The sequence below is a fragment of the Halobiforma lacisalsi AJ5 genome (assembly GCF_000226975.2).
GTDB classification, from domain to species: domain Archaea; phylum Halobacteriota; class Halobacteria; order Halobacteriales; family Natrialbaceae; genus Natronobacterium; species Natronobacterium lacisalsi.
Genome location: NZ_CP019285.1, coordinates 3,777,477 through 3,801,057, shown reverse-complemented (window position 1 = coordinate 3,801,057; position 23,581 = coordinate 3,777,477). Strand labels below are relative to the sequence as shown.

The following is a 23,581-nucleotide window of genomic DNA, read 5'->3' as shown; positions in this document are numbered from 1 at the left end:
TCGGGCCCCGCGAGATACCTATAACTACCCTCGTGTGGAACCCCCGCTCGGGTATCCATGGGAGGAGTTACCGAACTACAAGCCATGTTCGAGGACATGGTCACGGCCCGATACTACGAGGAACGACTCCAGGAGGAGTACCTGGAGGGGAAACAGCCGGCTTTCGACATCTCGGCCGGCCCGATCCCGGGGGAGCTGCACCTGGCCGCCGGCCAGGAAGCCGCGGCCGCGGGGGTCTGCCGGCACCTACGGGACGACGACACGGTGACCGCGCCCCACCGGCCACACCACGTCGCCATCGCGAAGGGGGTCGACCTGAAGCGCATGACCGCGGAGATATTCGGCCGCGAGACCGGCCTCTGTGGCGGCAAGGGCGGGCACATGCACCTGTTCGATCCCGACGCGGGCTTTGCCTGCAGCGGGATCATCGCCGAGGGGTGTCCGCCCGCGGTCGGGGCCGGACTCGCCGCGAGCAAGCGAAACGAGGACAGCGTCGCCGTCGCCTTCCTCGGGGAGGGCGCGATCAGCCAGGGCGGCTTCTTCGAGTCGCTGAACCTCGCGGCGGTCCGCGAACTCCCGGTGGTCTTCGTGATCGAGGACAACGACTGGGCGATCAGCATGCCCAAAGAGCGCGTCTCGGACGTCGCGGACGGCTCCCGGCGGGCCGAGGGGTTCGACATGCCCGGCACCCGCGTCGACAGCGACGACGCCGTCGCCGTCTCCGAGGCCGCGAAGGAGGCCATCGGCCGCGCTCGAGACCGCAACGGGCCGTCGCTGCTCGAGGTACAGGTCCACCGGCGGATGGGTCACTTCATGGGGGATCCCCAGACCTACCGCCCCGAGGCCGACCAGGAGGCGGCGGCCGACCGCGACTCGATCGAGCGGCTGGCGGCGGAACTGCGCCGACGCGGCGTCGAGGACGAGACTCTCGAGTCGATCCGGGAGGACGCCCACGAGCGGGTCGACGAGGCGATCGAGTGGGCCAAGGACCAGCCCGAACCGTCGCCCGAGGACGCCTACGAGGACGTGTTCGCGAACCCGCCGTCGGGCGTGACCGACGAGGAACCCGCGTACGACCTGGGGACGGACGCGAGAGCGGGTGTGGAAAGCGGGGGTGATGACTGATGGCGGAATCCGAACCCGAACAAGAGCCCGAAGCCGAGACCGCAGGCGACGCCGAACCACAGGTCGTCGAGCGCGACCTGACGATGAGCCGCGCGATGGTCGAGGCGATCGCCCACGAGATGCGCGAGGACGAGGAGGTCTTCTACATGGGCGAGGACGTCGCCGACTACGGCGGCATCTTCGACAGCACCGAGGGGCTGCTCGAGGAGTTCGGCCACGACCGGATCATGGACGTGCCGATCAGCGAGACGGCCTACATCGGGGCCGCCGTCGGGGCCGCACAGGAGGGGATGCGCCCGATTGCGGAGCTGATGTTCGTCGACTTCTTCGGCGTCTGTATGGACCAGATCTACAACCAGATGGCGAAGAACACGTACATGAGCGGGGCGAGCGTGTCGGTTCCGATGGTGTTGACCACCGCCGTCGGTGGGACCTACAACGACGCCGCCCAGCACTCCCAGACGCTGTACGGCACCTTCGCCCACCTGCCGGGGATGAAGGTCGTGGTCCCCTCGACGGCGTACGACGCGAAGGGGCTGATGCACAACGCCATCCGGGACGACGACCCGGTCGTCTACATGTTCCACAAGCGACTGATGGGGATCGGCTGGATGCCCGCTCCCGACGGGCCGAAGACGCCCGTGCCGGAGGAGGCGTACACGATCCCTTTCGGCAGCGCCGATGTGAAACGCGAGGGCGAGGACGTCACGGTCGTCACGCTCGGCCTGCACGTCCACCGCGCGCTCGAGGCCGCGGCGGAGCTCGCCGACGACGGGATCGACGCCGAGGTGATCGACCTGCGGACGCTGGTGCCGCTGGACACGGAGACCGTCCGCGAGTCGGTAGCGAAGACCGGTCACCTCGTGGTCGTCGACGAGGACTACCGCTCCTACGGCGTCACCGGCGAGATCATCGCCTCCGTCGCGGAGGACCGGCTGGCCGACCTCGAGGGCGTCGAGCGGGTCGCGGTGCCGGACGTGCCGCTGCCGTACTCCAGGCCGATGGAGAACGAGGTGATCCCGGGCGCCGAGGACGTCGCGGCGGCGGTCAGGAGCGTTCGGTCGACCGAATCGGGGGCAGAATGAGCGCGGGCGAGGACCGCGTCGCCGTCGATACGGACGCCGTCTGGCCGGACGACGCCGAGGAGGACGAGGGCGTCGTCGTCAACTGGTTCGCCCGCGAGGGGAGCCACGTCACGGAGGGCGAGACGATCTGCGAGTACCAGGTCGAGAAAGTCAGCGTCGACGTGCCCGCGCCCGTCGCGGGCGAACTCGCCGAAATCGTCCTCGAGGAGGACGACGAGGTAGAACGCGGGGCGACGCTGGCCTGGATCGTTCCCGAGTGATCGTCCCGCCCTCGCGACCGCTCCCGTTTCTCCCGCACGAGCGACGGCGGGCGTCGGCTGGGCGGCGGTACTAAGACCTAGCGCGGTGCAGCTACCACCGATGTCCGTCGACTACGACTCGCTCGCGTTCGAGCGACTCGGCCACGCCAGCGTCCGCATCGAAACCGACGACGGCACCGTCGTCTACGTCGATCCGTGGAGCGACGTACTCGAGGGCGAACCCGGTGACGGCGACGTCGTCTTCGTCACCCACGACGACTTCGATCACTACGATCCCGACGCCATCGAGGCCGTCGCCGGCAAGGATGCGACGGTCGCCGTCTACGAAGACGTCGACACCGCCGACCTCACGTTCGACGTCGTCGACCTCCCTTACGAGGGGGAGGTAACGGTCGACGGAATCGACGTCAGAACCGTCCCGGCGTACAACGATCCCGGCGGGGACCACGTCGACGACGACGGCGAGCCGTTCCACGCCGACGGGGAGGTGATCGGTCTGATCCTGGATCTCGAGGGGACGACCGTCTACGTCCCCTCGGATACGGACTTCCTCCCGCACCACGAGGGGATCAGGGCGGACGTGTTCGTCCCGCCGATCGGGGGCCACTTCACGATGGACCGCCACGAGGCCGCGGACTTCGCGCGCAGCGTGGAGCCGGAGCTGGTGCTGCCGGTCCACTACGATACGTTCGACCCGATCGAGACCGACCCGGAGGCGTTCGCGTCGGACGTAGAGGACGCAGGGATACGCGTCGAGTTGTTCTGAGCGGAGGGGAACGAGGACGGGGACGAGGCCGGCGACAAGGTCGACGGGCGGCGAGGCGGGGTCGGAGGGGAAAGGAGACGGGGCGGCAACGGCGAACCGCCTACTCGTCGTCCGATTCTGCGCCCTCGAGTTCGGCGATCGCGTCCGCGACGTCCGAGTCGGTCGCTTCCTCGAGTCGCTCGAGATCGTCCCGGTTGCAGTACGGGTCCGACTGCTTTCGTTCGGTAGGGTCCTGTTCGCTCATCGTCGACTCCTGATAGTCGCCCTTTGGCATCGAGTCAGGTCATATGTTGCGACTGTTCTCAGAGCCTGAAGTCACCTCGCCGTTACCCGTCGACGTTCCCCTCGAGGACCTTCGCCGCGGTGAGGATCGGGTCCCAGACGGGGCTAAAGGGCGGTGCGTACGCCAGATCGAGGTTGCGGAGTTCGGCGACGGTCAGTTCCGCGTGTACCGCCGTCGCGACCGTGTCGATCCGCTTGACTCCCTCCTCGCCGACGACGCTCGCGCCGAGGACGCGCCCGCTCTCGCCGTCCGCGACCAGCGTCACCGTGAGTTCGGTCGCGCCCGGGTAGTAGTGCGGACGCGTGGCCGCATCGATCGTCACGGAGACGGGATCGAAACCGGCCTCGCGCGCCCGGTCGTCCTCGAGGATGCCCGTCCGGGCTGCGCCCAGGTCGAAGGCCTTGACGATCGCCGTGCCGGCGGTGCCGCCGGTCGGCGTGGGATCGCCCGCGACCGTCGTCCCGATCGCCCGTCCCGCACGGTTGGCCGTGAGCGCGAGCGGGACGTGATCGGGCTCGCCGGTGACGACGTGGTCCTCCTCCGCGCAGTCGCCCGCCGCGAAGACGTCCTCGTAGTTCGTGCGGCCGTACTCGTCGGTCGCGATGGCCCCCGTCGGCCCGAGGTCGATCCCCGCCTCCTCGGCGAGTTCGACGTTGGGGGCGACGCCGACGCCAACGACGACCAGGTCGGCCGACACCGCGTCGTCCTCGAGTTGGACCGTCTCGACCCGGTCGACGCCGCCGAACCCCTCGACCGCCGTCTCGAGGTGGAGGTCGACCCCCTGCTCGCGGAGGTGGTCCGCGACGGTGCTGGCGGTCGCCTCGCCGAAGGGCTGGAGGATCCGTGGCAGCATCTCGAAGACGGAGACGTCGATCCCCCGTTCGACGAGCGCCTCGGCCATCTCGACGCCGACGTACCCGCCGCCGACGATGGCCGCCGTACGAGGCTCCTGCTCGTCCACGAAGTCCTCTATCGCGTCCGCCTCGTCCATGCTCCGGAGCGTGAACACGCCCTCGAGGTCGAACCCCTCGAACGGCGGCTCGACCGCCCGCGCGCCGGTGGCGATCAGCAGGTCACCGTACGGCTGGTCGAACCGCTCGCCGTCGGCGTCGACGGTCACCGTCTTGGCCTCGGGGTCGATCGCGACGACCTCGTGGCCCGTTCGGAGGTCGACGTCGCGTTCCTCCCGGAACTCCTCGGGCGTGACTGCCACCAGGTCCTCGAGGTCGTCGACCTCTCCTTTGACGTAGTAGGGCATGCCACAGGCTGCGTACGAGACCCAGTCGCCCTTCTCGAAGACGACGACCTCGCGGTCGGGGTCCTCGCGCTTGGCTTTGCTCGCGGCGCTCATTCCTGCTGCGTCGCCGCCGACGATGACGAACGGATCGGTCATACTCGGGACTAGCACGGCGGACGAGTAAAGTATTTCGTAGGTTACCCAATATTAAAAACAAATAAGGTCCGTCCGTAGAGACGGTCGCATCGTCGCTCCGCGACGAGAAATCCGTTTCAGGGCTTCAGGAGAGGTCGACACGTCCGTTCGCGTGGACGGTCACGTCGTAGCCGCAGTACCGAAAGGTGACGCAATCAGCGGGACTCGAGTCCCCGGAGGCGGTTCCGTCGAACAGTCGGTTCAGCGCGGACGCGTCGACGGCGTGGTTGATCGGTGGCTGCAGCTCCGTGGGGGCGACGTCCTCGGCGTCGGCGACGGTCTCGACGACCCGCAGGGAGAGCGGCGTCTCGGACGGCCGATGGGAACTGTCGGTCATACTGGGGAGTGGTGTCGGCGCGTTAGACGAGCAACTGGACGTCGGACTCAGCCATGTGCTGGAGTGCGGTCGCCGCGCCGACGCCGGTGGTGACGCCGTCGTAGAAGTCGTCCTCGTCGTAGTCCATCAACTCGATCGTCATCTGGCAGGCCTGTAGTTCGACGCCCTGGTCCAGCGAGAGGTCGATCAGTTCTTCGATGGTCGCCGTGTCGTTCTCGTCGATGCGCTTTCGCATCATCTTCGTCGCCATGGCGTCCATCCCGGGCAGGGCCGCGAGCGCGTTCGGCATCGGCATGTTCGGGTTACCGACGGCGCTCAGCTTGAGGTTCTTCGAGTTCTCCTCGTGGAGGATGTCCAGCCCCCAGAAGGTGTGGAAGACGACGACGTCCCAGTCGAAGGCGGCCGCCGTGCTCGCGAGGATCAGCGGCGGGTAGGCCATGTCGAAGGTGCCCTGGGTAGCGATGATCGTCATCTTCTTTCCGCCGTCGTCGTCGGCCGCGTCGGCGACAGACTCCTCGAGTTCCGCGACGCGCTCGCGGAGGGCCTCGAGTTCGGCGGCGGCATCCTCGTCGCTGTCGATCGATGACGGCTGGGTGTCCGTGCTCATTTTAGTTGGTCTTTTTCACGTAGTGCGTGTACGTGCCGTCCCCCTCGACCTGATCGAGGAGTTCGACGCCGTCGGTTCCCTTCGCCCAGCCCTGGATGTCGCTCATGCTTCCCGAGTCGGTGGCGACGACCTCGAGCACCTCGTCGGCTTCGAGGTCGTCGATCGCTTGCTTGGTCTTGACGACGGGCATCGGGCAGGACTGTCCTTTCACGTCTAGGGTCTCGGTGGATTCGTATTCCGAACTCATGTGTGATCTGTTGCTCTGTATTGGAGCTATCACACAATATTGTCTGTTCCCATAAAAGCGTATCGGTTATTGTTCGCCACGTGAATAGCCGCTATTCGTCGGGAGACTATTTTGAAGGTGTATCCGCGCACGAGGGTCGTTTGAGGGCTGTTTATGCATACGCACCCGTTCCTTGTATTGTGCAGTAAACGAAATACTATACAAACTCTTAAGTGGGAGCGGCCGATACGGGGAACTGTACAACATGGACGAAATGGACTTCCCGACTCCGGACGTGACGGTCGACTCCGTGACGCCGGAAGCGCTGAAGGCCCGAATCGACGCCGGCGAGGAACTGACGATCCTCGACGCGCGGATGCAAAGCGACTACGAAGAGTGGCGAATCGACGGCGAGAACGTCGAGTCGATCAACGTCCCGTACTTCGAATTCCTCGAAGACGAGATCGACGACGACGTTCTTGGACGAATTCCGGACGACCGCGAAATCACCGTCCTCTGTGCGAAAGGCGGCGCCAGCGAGTACGTCGCGGGCACGCTGAAAGAGCGCGGCTACGAGGTCGAACACCTCGAGGACGGGATGAACGGCTGGGCGCGCATCTACGAGCGCGTCGAGGTCGACCGCTACGACGGCGCGGGGACGCTGTACCAGTACCAGCGCCCCTCGAGCGGCTGTCTCGGCTACCTCGTCGTCGACGGCGACGAAGCGGCCGTGATCGACCCGCTGCGTGCGTTCACGGATCGGTACCTCGACGACGTAGACGAACTCGACGTCGACCTGACCTACGCGATCGATACGCACATCCACGCGGACCACATCTCGGGCGTCCGCGCGCTCGATGCGGTCGGCGTCGAGGGCGTCATCCCCGAGGCGTCGGTCGACCGCGGCGTGACCTACGCCGACGAGATGACCCTCGCGGCGGACGGTGACGAGTTCGAGGTCGGCGACGCCACCATCGAGACCGTCTACACGCCCGGGCACACCTCCGGGATGACCTCGTACCTGATCGACGGCTCGCTGCTCGCGACGGGCGACGGTCTGTTCGTCGAGAGCGTTGCCCGCCCCGACCTGGAGGAGGGCGACGACGGCGCGCCCGAGGCCGCCGCACAGCTCTACGAGTCGCTGCAGGAACGCGTACTCACGCTGCCCGACGACACGTTGATCGGCGGCGCACACTTCAGCGACGCCGCAGAGCCAGCCGAGGACGGCACCTACACCGCACCGATCGGTCAGCTCGAGGAAGAGATGGACGCGCTGACGATGGACGAAGACGACTTCGTCGAGCTGATCCTCTCGGACATGCCGCCCCGTCCGGCCAACTACGAGGACATCATCCCGACGAACCTCGGCCAGCAGGAGGCCGACGACGAGGAGGCGTTCGAACTCGAGCTCGGCCCGAACAACTGTGCCGCCAGCCAGGAGTCGCTGGCCGGTGACTAACGCCGCCCTACCCGAATGGTAACCGAACTCATCGACCCGGCGCTGTTCGAGACCCTCTTCCCCGAAGGGATCAGCCGCTACGCCGTCGGGGGGCTGCTCGTCGGCCTCGGAGCCGTCGTCATCTACCTCGGCACCGGCATCCCGGCGGGGGCGAGTACGTTCCTCGAATCGACGCTGTCGTACGTCTCGGACCAGTCGCGGTTCCAGCGGTACCGCGGCTCCCGGGACTGGCGCGTCGTCTTCACGCTCGGGATCATCGCGGGCGCGGCGGCGTACGCGATGTCGTTCCAGTCGGGGCTGGTCTCGAGCGGCCTCTACGAGCCCGGGACGACCGGCCAGTTGCGCGAGATCGGCGGCTTCACGATCTGGCTGACCGAGGTCCAGCCGTGGCGGCTGTTCCTCGGCGGAGTGCTGGTCGGCATCGGCACCCGGATCGGCAAAGGCTGTACGTCGGGCCACGGCGTCTGTGGCGTCGGCTCTGCCTCGAAGACGTCGATCGTCGGCGTGATCACGTTCATGCTCGTGGCGATCCTGACGGCCCAGACGGTGATGGCACTGGGGGTGAGTCCATGACGGACGGGATTCCCGGACGAGCCGCTCGAGATGGCCACTGGGGTGACGAGGCATGAGCGAGGACCGACATCCCCTGTTCATGCCGCTGATCTTCGTCGGCGGCCTGATCTTCGGATTCGGCCTCGGGTTCAGCCACATGGCCCAGCCCGAAGTGGTCCTGAACTTCCTGCAGTTCCAGGACTTCGGGCTGGTGTTCGTCATGTTCGGTGCAGCGATCGTCTCCGGCATCGCCTTCGCGGTGATGCCGCGGCTGTTCGACCGCGCACCCCTGACCGGCAACACCTACGGCCGCCGGCTGAAGCCGTTCGACCGCAACGTCCTGATCGGCGGCGCGATCTTCGGCGTCGGCTGGGGGCTGTCGGGGATCTGCCCCGGCGCAGCCTACGCCAGCCTCGGCATCGGCAACGTCACCATCCTCTGGGCGCTCGCCGGCATGTTCGTCGGCGCGTACCTCCAGGGGTACTGGCGCAGTCACCGGACCGGGAGCGAGACCGCTCCCGCGGGCGCCGACTGATTTCCCCCGAACCGACAACCGTATTTTCGCCCCTCCAATGGAACCCCTACCACTACTGACGTTCGTCGTCGCCGCACTCTCGAGTCTGTTCATGGCCTGGGCCATCGGCGCTGGCTCGAGCGGCGCGACCCCGTTCGCCCCGGCGGTCGGCGCGAACGCCGTCTCGACGATGCGGGCCGCCTTCTTCGTCGGCATACTCGGGTTCGCCGGCGCGGTCACGCAGGGCGCGAGCGTCTCCAAGGCCGTCGGCCGCGACCTGGTCGCCGGTGTCTCGCTCCCGCCGACCGCCGTCATCGTCGTGTTGCTGATCGGCGCGGGCCTGATGGCGATCGGGATCGTTACCGGCTACCCGATCGCGACCGCGTTCACGGTCACCGGGTCGGTCGTCGGCGTCGGGTTCGCCCTCGGCGGCGATCCGGCCTGGGGGAAGTACGCCGAGATCGGCGCGGTGTGGCTCCTTACACCGTTTATCGGCGGTGGTGTCGCCTACGGCATTGCGAGTCTCCTTCCCCGACCCGACGTCCCCGAACGTGTCAGCGTCCCCCTCCTCGCGGGGCTGGTCGGGGCCGTCGTCGCGAACCTCGAGTTCGCGTTCTTCGCGGGCGTCGGCGGGACACTCGCGACCGCCGGTGCCGGCGTCCTGCCGCTCGAGGGGACGACTGGCACAGCCGTCGTGACAGTGGTTGCCGGCGTACTCGCCGGTGCCATCGTCCGCTGGGACGTCTCCCGGGACGAAGCCGGCGGGTTACGCCGGTTCCTGCTCGTACTCGGCGGACTCGTGGCCTTTTCAGCGGGTGCGAGCCAGGTCGGCCTCGCGGTCGGCCCGCTGTTGCCGCTGTTCGACGCTGCCGTGGTGTCGCCGCTTGCCATCCTGTTCGGCGGCGGCGTCGGCATCCTGGTCGGCTCCTGGACCGGTGCGCCGCGGATGATCAAGGCGATCTCCCAGGAGTACGCCTCGCTCGGCCCGCGTCGGTCGATCGCGACGCTTACCCCCTCGTTTCTCATCGCCCAGACGGCGGTCCTGCTGGGGGTCCCGGTCTCGTTCAACGAGATCGTCGTCAGCGCGATCGTCGGCGCGGGGCTCGCCGTCGGCGGCGCCGGCGTCAGCCCGCGAAAGCTCGCGATCACGGTCGGGGCCTGGATCGTGTCGTTCCTCCTGGCGTTCGGGCTGGGCTACGGCTCGATGGCGGTCGTCGGCTGATCAGACGAACGTCAGCGGCACCATCACGGCCACGCCGAGGACGATCCCCGCGACGAGTTCCGGCTTTCCGCCGTTGGGGAGCCGATCACCGATCTCGAGGGCTTCGGGGATGAACTCCGAAAGGACCAGGTAGATCATCGCCCCCGCGGCGAAGCCGAAGCCGTAGGGGAGCAGTTCCCGCGCGACGCGGACGAACGCGAAGGCGATGACCGCCCCGATCGGCTGTGGGAGACTCGAGAAGACCGCCCACCAGACCATCTTCCACTTGGAGACGCCCATGGCCTTCAGCGGGATCGAGATGGCGGTCCCCTCGGGGACGTTGTGGATCGAGATCGCGATCGTCATGAAGATCGCCAGCACCGGGACCGTAAAGCCGAGGATCTGCGTCCCGCCCTCGAGGCCGAGGTCCGCGAAGGAGACGCCGACGGCGATCCCCTCGGGAAAGCTGTGGACGGTCAGGATGCCGAGAATGAGCACGAGTTTCTTGAAGTCGGCCTCCTCGTACTCGCGGGGGTCGATGTCGGCGTCCATGAGGACGTCGTGGGCGACGACGACTAGCACGACGCCGACGGCCATCCCCGCGAGGATCTGGGGCGGCGTTCCCTCGACCAGCCCTTCCTCGATGAGGCCGAACACCGACGCCGAGACCATGATCCCCGACGAGAGCCCCCACAACACGACGTTTCCCCTGTCGCTGATGTCGTCGAAGAAGAAAAACGGCAGCGCGCCGACCCCGGTCGCGAGGGCCGTGATGAATCCGGCGACGAAGACGAACCCGAGGTTCTCCAGCAGTCCCATCGGTACCTCGGACCTCGGGCGGGACGTATAAATTACCAGCGGAGCCGGCTATTCCTCCGGAATCTTCGGCTTCGCCACGAGGACGGGGACCGGCGCGGTCCTGAGCACTCGCTCCGTGACCGACCCGAGCAGGCGCTGCTCGAGTCCGGTCCGGCCGTGGGTTCCCATGACGACGAGATCGACGTCCGGCTCTGCCGCACGCGAACGGATTTCCCGCGGAGGCGAGCCGAACTCGACTTCGGTCGCGACCTCGTCTGCCCCCGCGTCGCTCGCGACGGTCGCCGCCTCGGCGAGGTGATCCCGCGCGTCGTCGGCCAGCCGATCGGCGATCGAGTCGACGCCGCTGGCGATCCCCAGCGCGGGTTCGTCGACGACCGAGAGCAGGGTGACCGACGCGTCGTGTCGGGCCGCGAGTTCGCTCCCGCGGCGAACCGCCGCCAGGGCCAGGTCGCTCCCGTCGGTGGGCACCAGCACGCCGTCGTAGGGATACGCTCCGGGCACATCGTCGTCGGCGCGGACCGCGAGCACCGGCGTTTCGGTTTCGTGGACGACACCTTCCGTGACACTGCCGAGAACGTACTTCCCGGGTCGGTGCCCGTGGGTCCCCATCACCACGAGGTCGGCGGGCTCCGAGTCGGCGAACTCGAGGATCACGGACCGCGGATCGCCCTGGACGACGTCGTCGACGACGGCGACGTCGTACTTGTCGGCCACCTCCCGCGCGTCGGCGATCACCTCCTCCCCTTCCCGCTCGAGGGCGTCGACGACCGACTGCCCCTGCCGAGTGAGGCTGGGCCGGTTCGTGTCGGCGACGTAGAGGAGATGAATCGTCGCCCCGTGGTCGGTCGCTATTTCGAGGGCGTGCTCGAGCGCCGCCGTCGCCGCGTCGCTGCCGTCGACGGGGACCAGAACGAGGTCGTACATGCGTCGACCTTCGACCGCCGGTCGTATACGCCTATCCCCGTGGAGCGGGGGAGGTCGTGGCCGGGATCAGGCGTACGCTTCGAACTCCTTCCCAAAGACCAGGAAGTAGCCGGTGCCGACGACGCCGATCGCGGCGGCGATGGTGAAGGCGACCTCCGGGCTCACGAAGTCCCAGAGGTAGCCGCCAAGCGCCGCACTCGGGATGACGATCGTGTTCCGCAGCAGGTAGTAGGTGCCGGTGACGCGGCCGCCGGCCCCCCGTTCGGCCGGGCCGACGATCAGCGCCTTGTGGGAGGGGAGACCCGCGAACCGGAGCCCGGAGAACGCGAACACCGCGACGAGCACGGCGGCGCTCGGCGGCGTATTGATGAGCACGACCGGGAAGATCGCGTAGACCGCGAACCCGACCGCGACGACGGGTTTGAGTCCGACGTACTCGGCGGCTTTCGCGGCGGGTGCCATGATCAACAGCGCGATGAACATCTCGACGCCCAGCAGGTAGCCGAAGAACGCCGCCGGCGAGAGGTCGACCGCATAGGAGAACCCGCCGACTGCGATCGTCGTCTCGAGGCCGACCTCGAGGAACTGGGTGACCACCAGCACGAAGAAGACGTAGACCATCCCGTTGGCGAACCGCACCAGCGTATCGCCGACCAGGAGCGGCCGGAGTTCCGCGGGCATCTCCCGGAGGTCCCGACGGATCCGGCCGATTCCCTCGAACGCGCCGCCGAACGTGTCCTCGCTGGCATCGTAGAGGAGGTGCTGGACGACGGTGCCGACGATACCGAAGACGACCGCTACCGCCAGCACGTACCGGAAACTCACCGTGAACTCGGGGTGGAGGTCGATGAGGACGGCGGCGAGGACCGGGCCGATCAGGAATGCGGTTCGACGGAACGTCTCCGTGCTGGCGAACCCGGCGGCCAGCCGCGAGGGGTCGGTCGCCTGTTTGACGACGGCGAAGGTCGCGCCGAGGCCGAACGACTTCCAGGCCTGCGCGAGCACCAGGCCGACGAAGATCCAGACCCACGGCTCGATCATCACGCCCGCGACCGTGAACGCGCCGATCGTCGGCGCGAACAGCCAGACGGCGAACCCAACGGTCGAGACCAACCCGAACAGCGTCAGCGCGTACCGGGAGCCGATCCGATCCGAAATCGCGCCGCCCGGGTACGGGTACAGCGCGGAGATGATATTGCCGAACGTTCCGAAGAGCCCGACGACGAAGCCGGACGCGCCGAGCGCGACCATGTACTCCGGGATGAACCGGTTGGTCATCTGGAAGCCGAGGCTGAACGCGAACATCGCAAGCGAGAGCACCAGCACGTCCCGCTCGAGCGCGAAGAACTGCCTGAACGTGTCTATCGGCCCCGTTTCCTCGGTATCGACCGTGACTTGTTCCTGACTCATGGGTATCGTGGTCCCCTCCGGGTCGCCCGTTCGGTCGAACGGATCGCTGCACAGCGGATCGCCGCGCAACCGGGAACCGTATCGACCGCTTGCCGTTGGCTACTGCGCGCCACGACTTCGTGTTCACGGTGTGGCTCGCCTTCACCGGCCCGACCGGCGTACCACTATGGGTTTCCGGGAGAAACGTCCACTGGATGAGGTCGCCACACGACGCTTCTCCGGAAGCGGTGCTCGAAACCCTCGACTCTCGTCCGGAGGGTCTCTCCGACGCCGAGGCCCGGCGACGGCTCGAGGAGTACGGGGAGAACGAGATCGTCCGGGGCGGCGGCCGGTCGCCGTCGACGATCCTCGTCGCGCAGTTCGACAGCGTGCTGATCTGGGTCCTGCTCGTTGCGGCCGTCCTGTCGGTCTGGGCGGGTCAGGCCGTCGACGCCGTGTTGATCACTATCATCGTCGTGGCCAACGGGATCTTCGGCTTCGTTCAGGACTACCGGGCCGAACGAAGCCTCGAGTCGCTGCGGGAGCTGGCAGCGCCGACGGCGACCGTTCGACGGGACGGCGAGGAGGTCCAAATCGGGGCGACGGAACTCGTCCCCGGGGACGTGATCGTCTTCCGGGGCGGTGACGTCGTGCCCGCCGACGGGCGACTACTCGAGGCGACCGAACTCGAGGTCGACGAGGCGGCCCTGACCGGTGAGAGCGTTCCCGTCGGGAAGTCGACCGAAGCGGTCGAGACGGACGCGCCGCTGGCCGATCGGACGAACCTGGTCTACAAGGGGACGAACGTCACCCGCGGCAAGGGCGAGGCAGTGGTCACCGGGACCGGGATGGAAACCGAGGTCGGAGGGATCGCCCGGGAACTCGCTGCGACGAAGGAGACGCAGACGCCGTTGCAGTCGGACCTCGACCAACTGGGGCGGACCCTCGGACTCGGCATCCTCGTCCTCTCTGCGCTCGTCGCGCCGCTGTTGATCCTGCGGGGCACGGAACCGGTCCAGGCGGCGCTGACCGCCGTGTCGCTCGCCGTCGCCGCCATCCCGGAGGGGTTGCCGGCGGTGGTCACGCTGACGCTCGCGCTGGGTGTCCGGACGATGTCGGCCGAGAACGCGCTCGTCCGGCGGCTACCGGCCGTCGAGGCGCTCGGTGCCGTCGACGTCGTCTGTACGGACAAGACCGGCACGCTCACCGAGGGGCGGATGACGGTCAGCCGACTCTGGGTGAACGACGCCGTCCGTGAGTTCGACGACGCGCCCGCCCCGGCCGACCTCGAGGAGCGCGAGCGACTGCTCCTGCGGATCGGGGCGCTCTGTAACGACGCGACCCTCGAGGAGGGGGACCCCACCGAGCGGGCGCTGCTCGAGGCCGCCGATCGGGCCGACCTCGAGCAGGATCGTCTCGCGGCGGACTACCCGCGGACCGACGAGGTGCCGTTCTCCTCCGAGCGCAAGTGGATGGGGACGGTCCACCGCACGGACGAGGGGACCGTCGGCTACGTCAAGGGCGCTCCCGAGGTCGTCCTCGAGCACAGCGATCGAGTCCTGACCCACGACGGGCCGGCGGCGTTGACGGACGAGCGCCGGGACCGGATCGAGGCCGCGGTCCGTCGGTTCGGGGACGACGCGCTCCGGGTGCTGGCGACGGCCTACCGCGAGGACCCAGAGGGGGCCGACGACCTCGGGGACGGGCTCACGTTCGTCGGGCTGGTCGGGATGATCGACCCGCCGCGGACGGAGGTCGCCGACGCGATCGCGGCGACGAAACGGGCCGGCATCGCCGTCAACATGGTGACCGGCGACAACGTCCGGACCGCGCGGGCGATCGCCGACTCGCTCGGGATCGGCACCGAGGTGCTCGAGGGGCGGGAAATCGAGGGGATGGACGACGAGACGCTCCGCGAGCGGGTCGCCGAGGTCGACGTCTACGCGCGAACGTCGCCGGAGCACAAGGTCCGCATCCTCCGGGCGCTGCAGGACCGTGGCCACGACGTCGCGATGACAGGTGACGGCGTCAACGACGCCCCGGCGCTGAAAAACGCCGACGTCGGCGTCGCCATGGGAATCCGCGGGACTGACGTCGCGCGGCAGGCGTCGGACGTGGTCCTGCTGGACGACAACTACGCGACGATCGAGCGGGCGATCGAACGCGGGCGGGCGATCTTCGACAACGTCTGGAAGTTCGTCGCCTACCTCCTGAGCGCGAACGTCGCGGAGGTGGCGATCGTCTTCGTCGCCTCGCTGTACGGCTACCTCATCCTCCCTGCCGTCCAGTTGCTGTGGATCAACCTGCTGACCGACGGGCTGCCGGCGCTGGCACTGGGTGCCGACCCCGAGGGAGAGGACGTGATGGACAGGCCGCCCCGCGATCCGGAGGGCGGGATCATCGGCCGGCAGATGGTCACCCTGATCGGTGGGATGGGAGCCGTCACGACCGTCGTCCTGCTCGTGCTCATGTTCGCGACGCTCGAGGGCGCGCCGGAAACGACGCCGTACGCGATGACGATGGTGTTCACGGGTTTCGTCTTCCTCGAGTTCGTCGGCCTCTACGTGATCCGCTGGCTGCGGGAGACGCCGACGCTGTCGAACCGCTGGCTCGTGGCCGCCGTCGCGGCCTCGATCGCCCTCCAGCTCGCCGTGCTTTACACGCCGCTGAACCGCTACTTCGGGACGGTACCGCTCGAGCCGACGGACTGGGGAATCCTCGCCGTCGTCCTCGCGGTCGCGCTGCCGGGCTACCTCGGGGTCGCGTCGGTCGCGAGGCGACTGGAGCGGTAACCGCCCCCTCCTCCTCACGGGACGGTCGGGACCGGGGGTGAACCCGTCCCCCGCCACTAAGGTCGTCCGGCGCGAACCTCACGCGCATGACACCGCCGATCCGGCGAGTCGTCCTCGACGTCCTGAAACCGTACGAGCCCGACATTCTCGAGTTCACGGCCGCCGTCGCCGATTGCGAGAGCGTCGACGGTGTCAACGCCGTGCTCGTCGAGACCGACCGCGAGGTCCAGACGCTCAAGCTGACGATCGAAGGCGACGACGTCGATACGGACGCGGTCGAAGGGACCGTCGAGACCGTCGGCGGGAGCGTCCACTCGATCGATCAGGTGGTCTGTGGCGATCGGCTCGTCGAGCAAAGCGGCACGCCGCAGGATCGGTGAGGCCACCGCATGGACGCCATCCGCACCCTCCTCGAGGACGACGACGTCAGATCCATCTCGCGGCGGTACTTCATCTCCAACGGGTTCGACGGGACGCTGACGAGCATCGGGGTCGTCGTCGGCGCGTATCTCTCGGGCGTCGACGAGGGGCTCACCGTCGTTACGATCGGACTCGGGGCGGCCGTCGGGCTCGGAACCTCCGGCGTCTGGAGCGTCTGGGAGATCGAACGCGCCGAGAAGCAGGCGGAACTGATGCGGATCGAGCGCGCGATGTTGACCGACCTCGAGGGGACGGAAGTACAGGAACGCCGCAAGGGTGCACGCAAGATCAACGCGGTCGCCAGCGGCATCGGCCCCCTGATCGGGATCGTCCTCCCGCTAGTGCCGTTTCTCGGCCACGGCGTCGTCTTCTCGTTGCTCGAGGCGACGCTCGTCGCCGTCGGGGTCGGCGTCGCCCTCCTCTTTACGTTCGGGGCCTACCTCGGCTCGATCTCGAAGCAGAACTGGATCGTCGCCGGGGTCAGGATGGGGCTGGCCGGTATCGTCGTCGCGATTCTCAACCTGTTCCTCCCGGGCTGAATCAGTAGGCCTTCTCGCCGGCCTCGATCGCCACCTCGAGCCAGTTTTCCGTCGGCGGGAGCGGACACTCGTACCGGTCCGAGTAGGCACAGGTCGGGTTGTACGCCTCGTTGAAATCGAGGATCCAGGTCCCGTCGTCGGTGCGGTGGCGGTCGGCCTCGAGGTCCAGATATCGACCTGCGCCGTAGGTCTCGTCCCCGCTCGTCGCGTCCCGGAAGGGGACCCAGAGCCGGTCGTCGTCGGGATCGGCCTTGTAAGCCTGCAACGAGACGTCCTCGCCGTCGACAGTGAACCGGAACTGGCCCCATCGCAGGTACTCCCGTTCGCCGTCGGTGCTCGTCCCGACGGTGACCCGTTCGGGATCGTCGTACTCCTCGAGGGGGAGTTCGAACCGGTAGTCGCCGTCGACCGGGTAGTACTCGAGGCCGTCGAAGGACTCGCGCTCGCCATCGGGCAACGGCGAGCGCGGATGTTCGCCGAAGTACTGGTCTTTCTCCTCGCGTTGCGTCTCGAGCGCCCGTCGCCAGTCGGTGGTCATGGTGGTGCAGTGGTCGTATCGTCGGTCGTCCGTCCGATTCGTTCCTCGGGCCGAGTCGAGCCCTCGCCGTTACGTGTGTTGTTCGATCAGGCCCTCGAGCGTCCCGCGGTTCTGTGCCCCGACCATCCGCTCGACCGGCTCGCCGTCCGCGTAGAGGACCAGCGTCGGGACCCCGCGCGCGCCGAGTTGCTGGGCCAGTCGCTGGTGAGCGTCGACGTCGACTTTCGCGACCGCAGCGCCGGTCTCGGCGGCCAGCGCTTCGATCGTCGGCTCGAGCATCTGACAGGGGCCACACCAGTCGGCGTAACAGTCCACGAGCACGACGTCGTACTCGTCGACGACCTCGTCGAGGTGGTCGCTCCCCTCGATGTGGATCGGCTCTTCGGGTGTCCCGTCGGCGTCCTCGAGCGACTCCTCGCCGTCCTCGAGGCGCTTCTGGAGTTCGCGCTTTTTCTTTTCGCGAATCCGCTGTCGTTCGTCGTCGAGATTTCCGTTCTGGGAGTCAGCCATCACGCAGTCGTTCGCACTCGATCACTATAATGGTTGTGTACAAAGGAAACAATATCTGTCGCAGGAACGGACCGAAGAAGCAGCCGACTGATCCAGCCCTCCGTATCCGTGGTCGTTCGTGATATCCGAGGAGGACCTCATATACCCTTCGACGATTCCAGCCGACAGGGGTTACTGAGATTGTTTATATTGCACAAAACTATAGACACAAACGTGATCGAACGATGTCCAACGCAATATCCCCTGACGTAACGATCGACTCGCGTGGTGCGACGTGTCCCGGCCCGCTGATGGACCTCATCGGGAAGGTGAAAACGCTCGAGCCGGGCACCGTGGTCGAACTGCAGACCACGGCCCGCAACTCCACGACCGACGTTCCGGAGTGGCTCGAGGAGGCAGGCCACGACCTGCTCGAGATCGAGGAACTGGACGATGAGTGGCGTATCTACCTGGAGGTGAACTGAGATGCACCGAGTCGCCATCGTCGGCGGCGGAACCGGCGGTACCGTGCTCGCGAACCGGCTCGCCGACGAACTTCAGCCGGAGATCGAGGCCGGCGAGGTCGACGTCCGGCTGATCACGGCCGACGAGCACCACGTCTACAAGCCGACCTTCCTGTACGTCCCGTTCGGAAAGAAGACGGTCGACGACGCGAAACGGCCGATCGAGGAGCTGGTCGACCGGCGCGTGACGCTGACGATCGACGAAGTCACCGACGTCGACACCGAGCGAAAGCAGCTGTCGCTGGCCGAGAGGGCGACCGCACTATCCTACGATCAGCTCGTGCTGGCGACCGGCGCGACCCTCGAGCCCGAAGCCGTTCCCGGCCTGGCGGAGGGTGGCCACCACTTCTACGGCCCCGACGGTGCCGAGGCGCTGCGGGACGAACTGGCCGCGTTCACCGAGGGACACCTCGTGTTGAGCGTCGTCGGCGTCCCGCACATGTGCCCGGCCGCACCCGTCGAGTTCGTCCTGATGGTCGACGACTGGCTCCGCGAGCGCGGTCTGCGGGAGGAGGTCGAACTCACCTACACCTACCCGATCAACCGCGCCCACGGCCTCGAGCCGATCGCCGACTGGGCGAGCGACCTGTTCGAAGAGCGCGACGTGAACCTCGAGACGTTCTTCAACGTCGACGAGGTCGATCCCGACGCCGAGGTCATCGAGACCGTCGAAGGCAAGGAACTCGCGTACGACCTGCTCGTGGCGATCCCGCCCCACCGGGGGAGCGACCTCGTAACCGCGGCCGGCCTCGGCGAGGACGGCTGGGTCGACGTCGACAGGCACACGCTCGAGGCCACGGCGGCCGAGGACGTCTATGCGATCGGCGACACCGCCGACGTCCCGACGAGCAAGGCCGGCAGCGTCGCCCACTACGAGGCGGGCGTCGTCGCCGACCGGATCGCCAGCCGCGTCCGCGGGACGGTTCCGACGGCGACCTACGACGGGAAGACCGTCTGCTTCCTCGAGGCCGGGATGGACGAGGCGACGTTCATCGAGTTCGGCTACGGGGAGGAGCCGTACGTCCGTGAGCCGTCGACGCCGCTGCACTGGGCGAAACTGGGGTACAACGAGTCGTACTGGCTGACCGCACGGGGGTTACTCTGATGTCCGAGACCGAAGCCGAGTCCGAACCCGGGGCCGACGCCGGGACCGAACCGCCGGCGGAACTCGATGAACTGATCGCCGAGCACCCCGACGAAGTCGCGCGGTTCCTCGAGCGACTCGACGTCGTCAACGACCTCCTCGACACGGCGGACCTGGCGACGGCCGCGATGGACGACCGCATGGTCCAGGAACTGTCCGGTACCGCGACGAACCTCGGTGCCGCGGCGGACGGGCTGGCGACGGACGAGGTCGCACGGCTCGGCGAGGCGACCGGGGAGAACGCCGACGACCTCGCGGACGCACTCGAGACGCTCGCCCGGCTACAGCGGTCGGGGACGCTCGACGACCTCGTCGCGCTGGCGGACCTCGCCGCGCTGGCCTCGAACGCGATGGACGACGGGATGGTGACCGACCTCGCGGCGACCGGGACGCGACTCGGCGAACTGGCGGACACCGCGAGCGACGAGGACACGGTTCGAACGCTCGAGTCGCTGCTCGAGGCCGTCGGCGAGGCGAGCGCCGACCCACCGGAACCGGTCGGATTCCGCGGGCTGGTGAGCGCCCTCCGGGACCTGAACGTCCGCCGGGGCCTCGGATTCGCGATCGCCGTCGCCCGCGGGATCGGGAAACGGCTCGGACGATAGTTCAGCGTTGAGCCACTACCCGCTATTCCGCCGGTCCTCCCCATTCCTCCCATGGCTCGTCGACGGCTTTCGGACCAAACTCGCGTATAGGGCGTCAAAACTTCCTATTTCGACGTTCGAACCCGAAACGCTACTCCCGACCGACCCCTACCGTTAGCCGACGGCAGTTCCGATTCGAATCGCATCGTTTCCGGCCACGGTTCACATTCACGACATGATCGATCCAGTCACCGGAAGTCGGCTGCAGTTCGCGCTCACGACCATCGTGCACATCATCTTTCCCGTGATGAGCATGGGGCTTGCCCCGTTTCTCGTCTACTTCACGTGGAAAGACATTCGAACCGGGAAGCCGATCTACGAGCAGTTGCGCAGGTTCTGGACGCGAATCTTCGCCGTCAGTTTCGTCGTCGGCACGGTAACCGGCATCGTCCTCGAGTTCGAGTTCGGAACCAACTTCGCGGCGTTCTCGACGACTGCCGGGGAACTGTTCGGCGGTCCGCTCGCTCTCGAGGGGATGATGGCGTTTATGCTCGAGGCGACGTTCCTCGGCATCTTCGTGTTCGGACGTGACCGGGTGGGCAACGTCCTGTACATGATCTCGGCAGTCGCGGTCGGCGTCGGAACGTGGCTCTCGGCCGTCTGGATCCTGATCGCCAACTCCTGGATGCAGACGCCGAGGGGCTACGAACTGGCGACGGAGAACGGACAGACGATCGTTCACCTGGTCGATCCGATCGCTGCCTACGCAAACCCCAGGTTCCCGTGGATGTTCGTTCACATGCAGAACGCGGCCGTCGAGTCGGTCGCCCTGTTCATGGCAGGACTCGGTGCCTACTTCATCTTCCGCCACCACGTCTGGGGCTACCCCATCGAGGACGTCGAGTTCTGGGAAACGACGCTCAAAATCGGGATCGTCGCGTTGCTCATCACCGCTCCGTTGCAGGTGCTTCATGGCGACCTCTACGCCCGACACGTCTTCGAGACCCAGCCCCAGAAGTTCGCCGCGATGGAGGCCGTCTGGGAGACCGATGCGTACGTTCCGGAGTATATCGTCGCCTTTCCGACGAGCCTTCAGGACCTGCTCGATCCGCGAGCCAAGGATATCTTCGGCATCGGCATCCCCGGCGGCGCGTCGTGGCTCGCCAGCGGCGGCGATCCGCAGGCGACGATCCAGGGACTGAACGAGTTCGAAGGCCCGCAGCCGCCGGTCGCACTCGTCTTCTGGGCGTTTCGGATCATGGTCGCGCTCGGGTTCTGGTTCGTCCTGCTCGCCGTCTGGGGCGGCTACCGCTGGTGGCGTGGCGAACTGCTCGAGGACGACCTGCTCCACAAGGCGCTGATGGGATCGACGCTGCTCGGAATCGTCGCGGTCGAACTGGGATGGATCGTCACGGAGGTCGGCCGCCAGCCGTGGGTCATTCAGGACGTGCTGCGGACGAGCGAGGGCGTCTCGTCAGGCTTGAGCGGGACCGAAGCGACGGTGACACTCGTCGGCTTCGCCGTCGTCTACCTCGGACTGCTCGCGCTGTATACGTACGTCGTCGTCCGTATCGTCCGGGCCGGTCCGCCGGACGTGGCGTCGGTGACCCCCACCGAGGGATCGGACGCGACCGCACCAGAGGTGAGCGGCGATGACTGATCCGGCGTCGCTCTCGAGTGAGCCGCTATTCGGGCTTCCCCTTCCCGACCTCTGGTTCGGACTGTTGTTTTTCATCTTCGCTCTGTTCCTGTTCCTCGACGGGTTCGACTTCGGCGTCGGCGTCCTGTTCGCGACCCGCGACGACGAGGAGGAGCGGGAACGGTTGCTGGCCGCGATCGGGCCGTTCTGGGACGGCAACGAGGTGTGGCTCGTCGTCTTCGGCGGCGCCATGTTCGCTGCGTTCCCGGCGGTCTATGCCAACCTGTTCAGCCGCCACTACCTGTTGATGTTCGCTATCCTGGGGGCGCTCATCCTCCGTGGACTCGCCCCCGAAATGTACGAGCAGCGCCACGACGAGGCCTGGCAACGCTGGTGGGGCCGATCCTTCGTCGTCGGCAGTCTCACGGCTCCGTTTTTCCTGGGCATGTTCACCGCGAACTGGCTGTTCGGCGCGACGGCGATCGTCACACTCCCCGGAATCGTCGTCGGCCTCGCCGTCGTCGCGCTGACCGTCGTCGACGGCGTCGCGTTCCTCCGGCTGAAGACGCGAGGTGAGCTCCGGGTCGATCTCAAGACGGCCGGCTACTACGCGCTCGCGGCATATCTCGCACTGGTCGTGGTGACGTTGGGTGCCGTCTACTGGACGGCGCCCGCGTTGCGCCCTGACCTGTTTTCCGTTCCGATCGCCGCACTCGTCGTCGCTACGCTCGCGTTCGCCGGGGTGTACGCGGCGGCGACGCGAACGGACCGCTACTACGTCGCGTTCGGCGCCGCCGCAGGGCTCGTCTTCGCCCTGGTCGCGATCGTCGCCGGCCTGCTGTATCCGACGATCGATCCGGTCGCGGGACTGACTGTCGAGTCGGCCATCGTCTCGACGCTGCCGCTCAACCTCATGTCGATCGGAGCGGCCGTCCTGCTTCCGCTCGTGTTCGTCTACTTCGTGGTCCTCTACTCCGCGTTCAGCGGCCCGATCGAAGCGGGTGAGTCGTACTGATGTGCCCCGACACCGACCGCGGCGACGCCCCCACTGGCCCCGATGACGGATCGTCGCTCGAGCCCGTCGCCACACCGCCGCGACTGAGTTCCCGGATTCTTGTGACCTGGTTCGAGCTTACCCTCGTCGGTCTCGCTGGCGGATTCCTCGGGGCCGCAGTCGAGGGGCCGCCCGGATTCGTGATTTATCTGGCGGTGTCGCTGCTCACCGTCGGTATCGTCTTTCATAACGTGAACGAACTCGTCAAGGGATGGCTTCGCGCCTCGAGCACCCGGGCTCCCGAGTGACGGTGGCAGTGGCGGTGAGACCGTCCGTTCCCATCAGATCGGTACCGTATTGCACTCGGCCCTCGACTACCACGCATGGGCTTTCATACGTTTCCCGTCGATCGCGCCGACGCGCTCGAGGACCCGTCGCGGTACCGGTTTTGTTCGCGAGAGGAACTGCTCGAGATGCTCGATCCATCCGGCGACGACGTCGTCGCCGACCTGGGCTCGGGAACGGGCTTTTATTCGCGGGACGTCGCTCCCTTCGTCGGGACGCTGTACGCCGTCGACGTTCAAGAGGAGATGCACGAGTACCACCGCGAGGCTGGACTGGCGGAGAACGTGGAACTCGTCACGGGCGGCGTCGCCGCGCTGCCGTTCGACGACGACGGCCTCGACGGCGCGTTCTCGACGATGACCCACCACGAGTACGCCGACGACGAGACGCTCGCGGAACTCGCCCGAGTGATCCGGCCGGACGGGCGACTCGTCACGGTCGACTGGTCCGCCACGGGGGACGGCGAGGACGGGCCGCCGGTCGAGGAGCGGTTCGGTCCCGACGAGGTGGTGGCACAACTCGAGCGGGCGGGGTTCACGGTCGAGCGGGTCCACGACCGGCCGGAGACGCTGGCAGTCGTCGCCCGTCGTTGAC

General features: G+C 67.3%; 28 protein-coding genes. 18 read left to right on the top strand and 10 right to left on the bottom strand.

Going from position 1 to position 23,581, the window contains the following annotated elements:
* Positions 1 to 84: 84 nt before the first annotated feature.
* The 4 genes from CHINAEXTREME_RS18525 (at position 85) to CHINAEXTREME_RS18510 (ending at position 3,236) form a co-directional block, all read left to right on the top strand.
* Positions 85 to 1,125, top strand: coding sequence for a thiamine pyrophosphate-dependent dehydrogenase E1 component subunit alpha (locus tag CHINAEXTREME_RS18525; protein ID WP_007140746.1), 1,041 nt, complete (start codon positions 85 to 87; stop codon positions 1,123 to 1,125).
* The gene (locus tag CHINAEXTREME_RS18520; RefSeq protein WP_007140747.1) at positions 1,125 to 2,210 is read left to right on the top strand and encodes an alpha-ketoacid dehydrogenase subunit beta; all 1,086 of its coding nucleotides are present in this window, start codon (positions 1,125 to 1,127) and stop codon (positions 2,208 to 2,210) included. The genes CHINAEXTREME_RS18525 and CHINAEXTREME_RS18520 overlap by 1 nt, the downstream gene beginning before the upstream one ends.
* On the top strand, positions 2,207 to 2,470 hold the full coding sequence (locus CHINAEXTREME_RS18515; protein WP_007140748.1) for a lipoyl domain-containing protein: 264 nt from the start codon (positions 2,207 to 2,209) through the stop codon (positions 2,468 to 2,470). Before CHINAEXTREME_RS18520 ends, CHINAEXTREME_RS18515 begins: the two co-directional genes overlap by 4 nt.
* Positions 2,471 to 2,570: 100 nt before the next feature.
* On the top strand, positions 2,571 to 3,236 hold the full coding sequence (locus tag CHINAEXTREME_RS18510) for an MBL fold metallo-hydrolase (RefSeq protein WP_007140749.1): 666 nt from the start codon (positions 2,571 to 2,573) through the stop codon (positions 3,234 to 3,236).
* Positions 3,237 to 3,336: 100 nt separating this feature from the next.
* Here CHINAEXTREME_RS18510 and CHINAEXTREME_RS21580 read toward each other — a convergent pair whose 3' ends face one another.
* The 5 genes from CHINAEXTREME_RS21580 to CHINAEXTREME_RS18490 all read right to left on the bottom strand — a co-directional run bounded on the left by CHINAEXTREME_RS21580 (position 3,337) and on the right by CHINAEXTREME_RS18490 (position 6,142).
* Positions 3,337 to 3,510, bottom strand: coding sequence for a hypothetical protein (locus CHINAEXTREME_RS21580; RefSeq protein WP_156875548.1), 174 nt, complete (start codon positions 3,508 to 3,510; stop codon positions 3,337 to 3,339).
* Between the two features lie 52 nt (positions 3,511 to 3,562).
* Positions 3,563 to 4,912, bottom strand: coding sequence for an FAD-dependent oxidoreductase (locus CHINAEXTREME_RS18505; RefSeq protein WP_007140750.1), 1,350 nt, complete (start codon positions 4,910 to 4,912; stop codon positions 3,563 to 3,565).
* A gap of 124 nt (positions 4,913 to 5,036) precedes the next feature.
* A complete protein-coding gene (locus CHINAEXTREME_RS18500; protein ID WP_007140751.1) occupies positions 5,037 to 5,288 on the bottom strand; it encodes a HalOD1 output domain-containing protein in 252 nt (83 codons plus the stop codon).
* Between the two features lie 22 nt (positions 5,289 to 5,310).
* Positions 5,311 to 5,895, bottom strand: coding sequence for a DsrE/DsrF/DrsH-like family protein (locus tag CHINAEXTREME_RS18495; RefSeq protein ID WP_007140752.1), 585 nt, complete (start codon positions 5,893 to 5,895; stop codon positions 5,311 to 5,313).
* Between the two features lies 1 nt (position 5,896).
* A complete protein-coding gene (locus tag CHINAEXTREME_RS18490; protein WP_007140753.1) occupies positions 5,897 to 6,142 on the bottom strand; it encodes a sulfurtransferase TusA family protein in 246 nt (81 codons plus the stop codon).
* Between the two features lie 244 nt (positions 6,143 to 6,386).
* Here CHINAEXTREME_RS18490 and CHINAEXTREME_RS18485 point away from each other — a divergent pair, with 244 nt between their 5' ends.
* Genes CHINAEXTREME_RS18485 through CHINAEXTREME_RS18470 form a run of 4 tightly spaced genes read left to right on the top strand, consistent with a single transcriptional unit; the run spans position 6,387 to position 9,868 of the window.
* Positions 6,387 to 7,580: an MBL fold metallo-hydrolase gene (locus CHINAEXTREME_RS18485; RefSeq protein WP_007140754.1), complete on the top strand. Its 1,194-nt coding sequence runs from the start codon at positions 6,387 to 6,389 to the stop codon at positions 7,578 to 7,580.
* 15 nt (positions 7,581 to 7,595) lie between these two features.
* Positions 7,596 to 8,153, top strand: a complete 558-nt coding sequence (locus CHINAEXTREME_RS18480) for a YeeE/YedE family protein (protein WP_007140755.1) — start codon at positions 7,596 to 7,598, stop codon at positions 8,151 to 8,153.
* A gap of 52 nt (positions 8,154 to 8,205) precedes the next feature.
* Positions 8,206 to 8,667: a YeeE/YedE family protein gene (locus CHINAEXTREME_RS18475; protein WP_007140756.1), complete on the top strand. Its 462-nt coding sequence runs from the start codon at positions 8,206 to 8,208 to the stop codon at positions 8,665 to 8,667.
* Between the two features lie 37 nt (positions 8,668 to 8,704).
* On the top strand, positions 8,705 to 9,868 hold the full coding sequence (locus CHINAEXTREME_RS18470) for an inorganic phosphate transporter (RefSeq protein WP_007140757.1): 1,164 nt from the start codon (positions 8,705 to 8,707) through the stop codon (positions 9,866 to 9,868).
* Here CHINAEXTREME_RS18470 and CHINAEXTREME_RS18465 read toward each other — a convergent pair whose 3' ends face one another.
* The 3 genes from CHINAEXTREME_RS18465 to CHINAEXTREME_RS18455 all read right to left on the bottom strand — a co-directional run bounded on the left by CHINAEXTREME_RS18465 (position 9,869) and on the right by CHINAEXTREME_RS18455 (position 13,000).
* Complete coding sequence (locus tag CHINAEXTREME_RS18465; protein WP_007140758.1) at positions 9,869 to 10,666, bottom strand: ZIP family metal transporter; 798 nt, start codon at positions 10,664 to 10,666, stop codon at positions 9,869 to 9,871.
* A gap of 48 nt (positions 10,667 to 10,714) precedes the next feature.
* Positions 10,715 to 11,590: a universal stress protein gene (locus tag CHINAEXTREME_RS18460; protein ID WP_007140759.1), complete on the bottom strand. Its 876-nt coding sequence runs from the start codon at positions 11,588 to 11,590 to the stop codon at positions 10,715 to 10,717.
* 66 nt (positions 11,591 to 11,656) lie between these two features.
* Positions 11,657 to 13,000, bottom strand: a complete 1,344-nt coding sequence (locus CHINAEXTREME_RS18455) for an MFS transporter (protein WP_007140760.1) — start codon at positions 12,998 to 13,000, stop codon at positions 11,657 to 11,659.
* A gap of 194 nt (positions 13,001 to 13,194) precedes the next feature.
* Between CHINAEXTREME_RS18455 and CHINAEXTREME_RS18450 the strand changes: the two genes are divergently transcribed.
* The 3 genes from CHINAEXTREME_RS18450 to CHINAEXTREME_RS18440 all read left to right on the top strand — a co-directional run bounded on the left by CHINAEXTREME_RS18450 (position 13,195) and on the right by CHINAEXTREME_RS18440 (position 16,730).
* Entirely contained in the window at positions 13,195 to 15,771 is a 2,577-nt protein-coding gene (locus CHINAEXTREME_RS18450) for a calcium-translocating P-type ATPase, PMCA-type (RefSeq protein WP_029601588.1), read from the top strand.
* 86 nt (positions 15,772 to 15,857) lie between these two features.
* Positions 15,858 to 16,151, top strand: coding sequence for a DUF211 domain-containing protein (locus CHINAEXTREME_RS18445; protein WP_007140762.1), 294 nt, complete (start codon positions 15,858 to 15,860; stop codon positions 16,149 to 16,151).
* Positions 16,152 to 16,160: 9 nt separating this feature from the next.
* Positions 16,161 to 16,730 carry a VIT1/CCC1 transporter family protein gene (locus CHINAEXTREME_RS18440; protein WP_007140763.1) on the top strand — a complete coding sequence of 190 codons (570 nt, stop codon included), beginning with the start codon at positions 16,161 to 16,163 and terminating at the stop codon, positions 16,728 to 16,730.
* A 1-nt stretch (position 16,731) separates the two neighbouring features.
* On the opposite strand, the gene CHINAEXTREME_RS18435 is transcribed toward CHINAEXTREME_RS18440, so the two are convergent.
* Positions 16,732 to 17,268, bottom strand: a complete 537-nt coding sequence (locus tag CHINAEXTREME_RS18435; protein WP_007140764.1) for a DUF1684 domain-containing protein — start codon at positions 17,266 to 17,268, stop codon at positions 16,732 to 16,734.
* Positions 17,269 to 17,337: 69 nt separating this feature from the next.
* Positions 17,338 to 17,778 carry a thioredoxin family protein gene (locus tag CHINAEXTREME_RS18430; RefSeq protein WP_007140765.1) on the bottom strand — a complete coding sequence of 147 codons (441 nt, stop codon included), beginning with the start codon at positions 17,776 to 17,778 and terminating at the stop codon, positions 17,338 to 17,340.
* Between the two features lie 224 nt (positions 17,779 to 18,002).
* On the opposite strand from CHINAEXTREME_RS18430, the gene CHINAEXTREME_RS18425 reads away from it, so the two are divergent.
* The 7 genes from CHINAEXTREME_RS18425 (at position 18,003) to CHINAEXTREME_RS18395 (ending at position 23,580) form a co-directional block, all read left to right on the top strand.
* Positions 18,003 to 18,242 carry a sulfurtransferase TusA family protein gene (locus CHINAEXTREME_RS18425; protein ID WP_049918404.1) on the top strand — a complete coding sequence of 80 codons (240 nt, stop codon included), beginning with the start codon at positions 18,003 to 18,005 and terminating at the stop codon, positions 18,240 to 18,242.
* A gap of 1 nt (position 18,243) precedes the next feature.
* Positions 18,244 to 19,386, top strand: coding sequence for an NAD(P)/FAD-dependent oxidoreductase (locus CHINAEXTREME_RS18420; protein ID WP_007140767.1), 1,143 nt, complete (start codon positions 18,244 to 18,246; stop codon positions 19,384 to 19,386).
* Positions 19,386 to 20,030 carry a DUF1641 domain-containing protein gene (locus CHINAEXTREME_RS18415; protein ID WP_007140768.1) on the top strand — a complete coding sequence of 215 codons (645 nt, stop codon included), beginning with the start codon at positions 19,386 to 19,388 and terminating at the stop codon, positions 20,028 to 20,030. The genes CHINAEXTREME_RS18420 and CHINAEXTREME_RS18415 overlap by 1 nt, the downstream gene beginning before the upstream one ends.
* A gap of 214 nt (positions 20,031 to 20,244) precedes the next feature.
* Positions 20,245 to 21,669: a cytochrome ubiquinol oxidase subunit I gene (locus CHINAEXTREME_RS18410; protein ID WP_007140769.1), complete on the top strand. Its 1,425-nt coding sequence runs from the start codon at positions 20,245 to 20,247 to the stop codon at positions 21,667 to 21,669.
* Positions 21,662 to 22,663 carry a cytochrome d ubiquinol oxidase subunit II gene (locus tag CHINAEXTREME_RS18405; protein WP_007140770.1) on the top strand — a complete coding sequence of 334 codons (1,002 nt, stop codon included), beginning with the start codon at positions 21,662 to 21,664 and terminating at the stop codon, positions 22,661 to 22,663. The genes CHINAEXTREME_RS18410 and CHINAEXTREME_RS18405 overlap by 8 nt, the downstream gene beginning before the upstream one ends.
* Complete coding sequence (locus CHINAEXTREME_RS18400) at positions 22,663 to 22,950, top strand: hypothetical protein (RefSeq protein ID WP_007140771.1); 288 nt, start codon at positions 22,663 to 22,665, stop codon at positions 22,948 to 22,950. Before CHINAEXTREME_RS18405 ends, CHINAEXTREME_RS18400 begins: the two co-directional genes overlap by 1 nt.
* A 75-nt stretch (positions 22,951 to 23,025) precedes the next feature.
* Entirely contained in the window at positions 23,026 to 23,580 is a 555-nt protein-coding gene (locus CHINAEXTREME_RS18395; RefSeq protein ID WP_007140772.1) for a class I SAM-dependent methyltransferase, read from the top strand.
* Position 23,581: the final 1 nt, after the last annotated feature.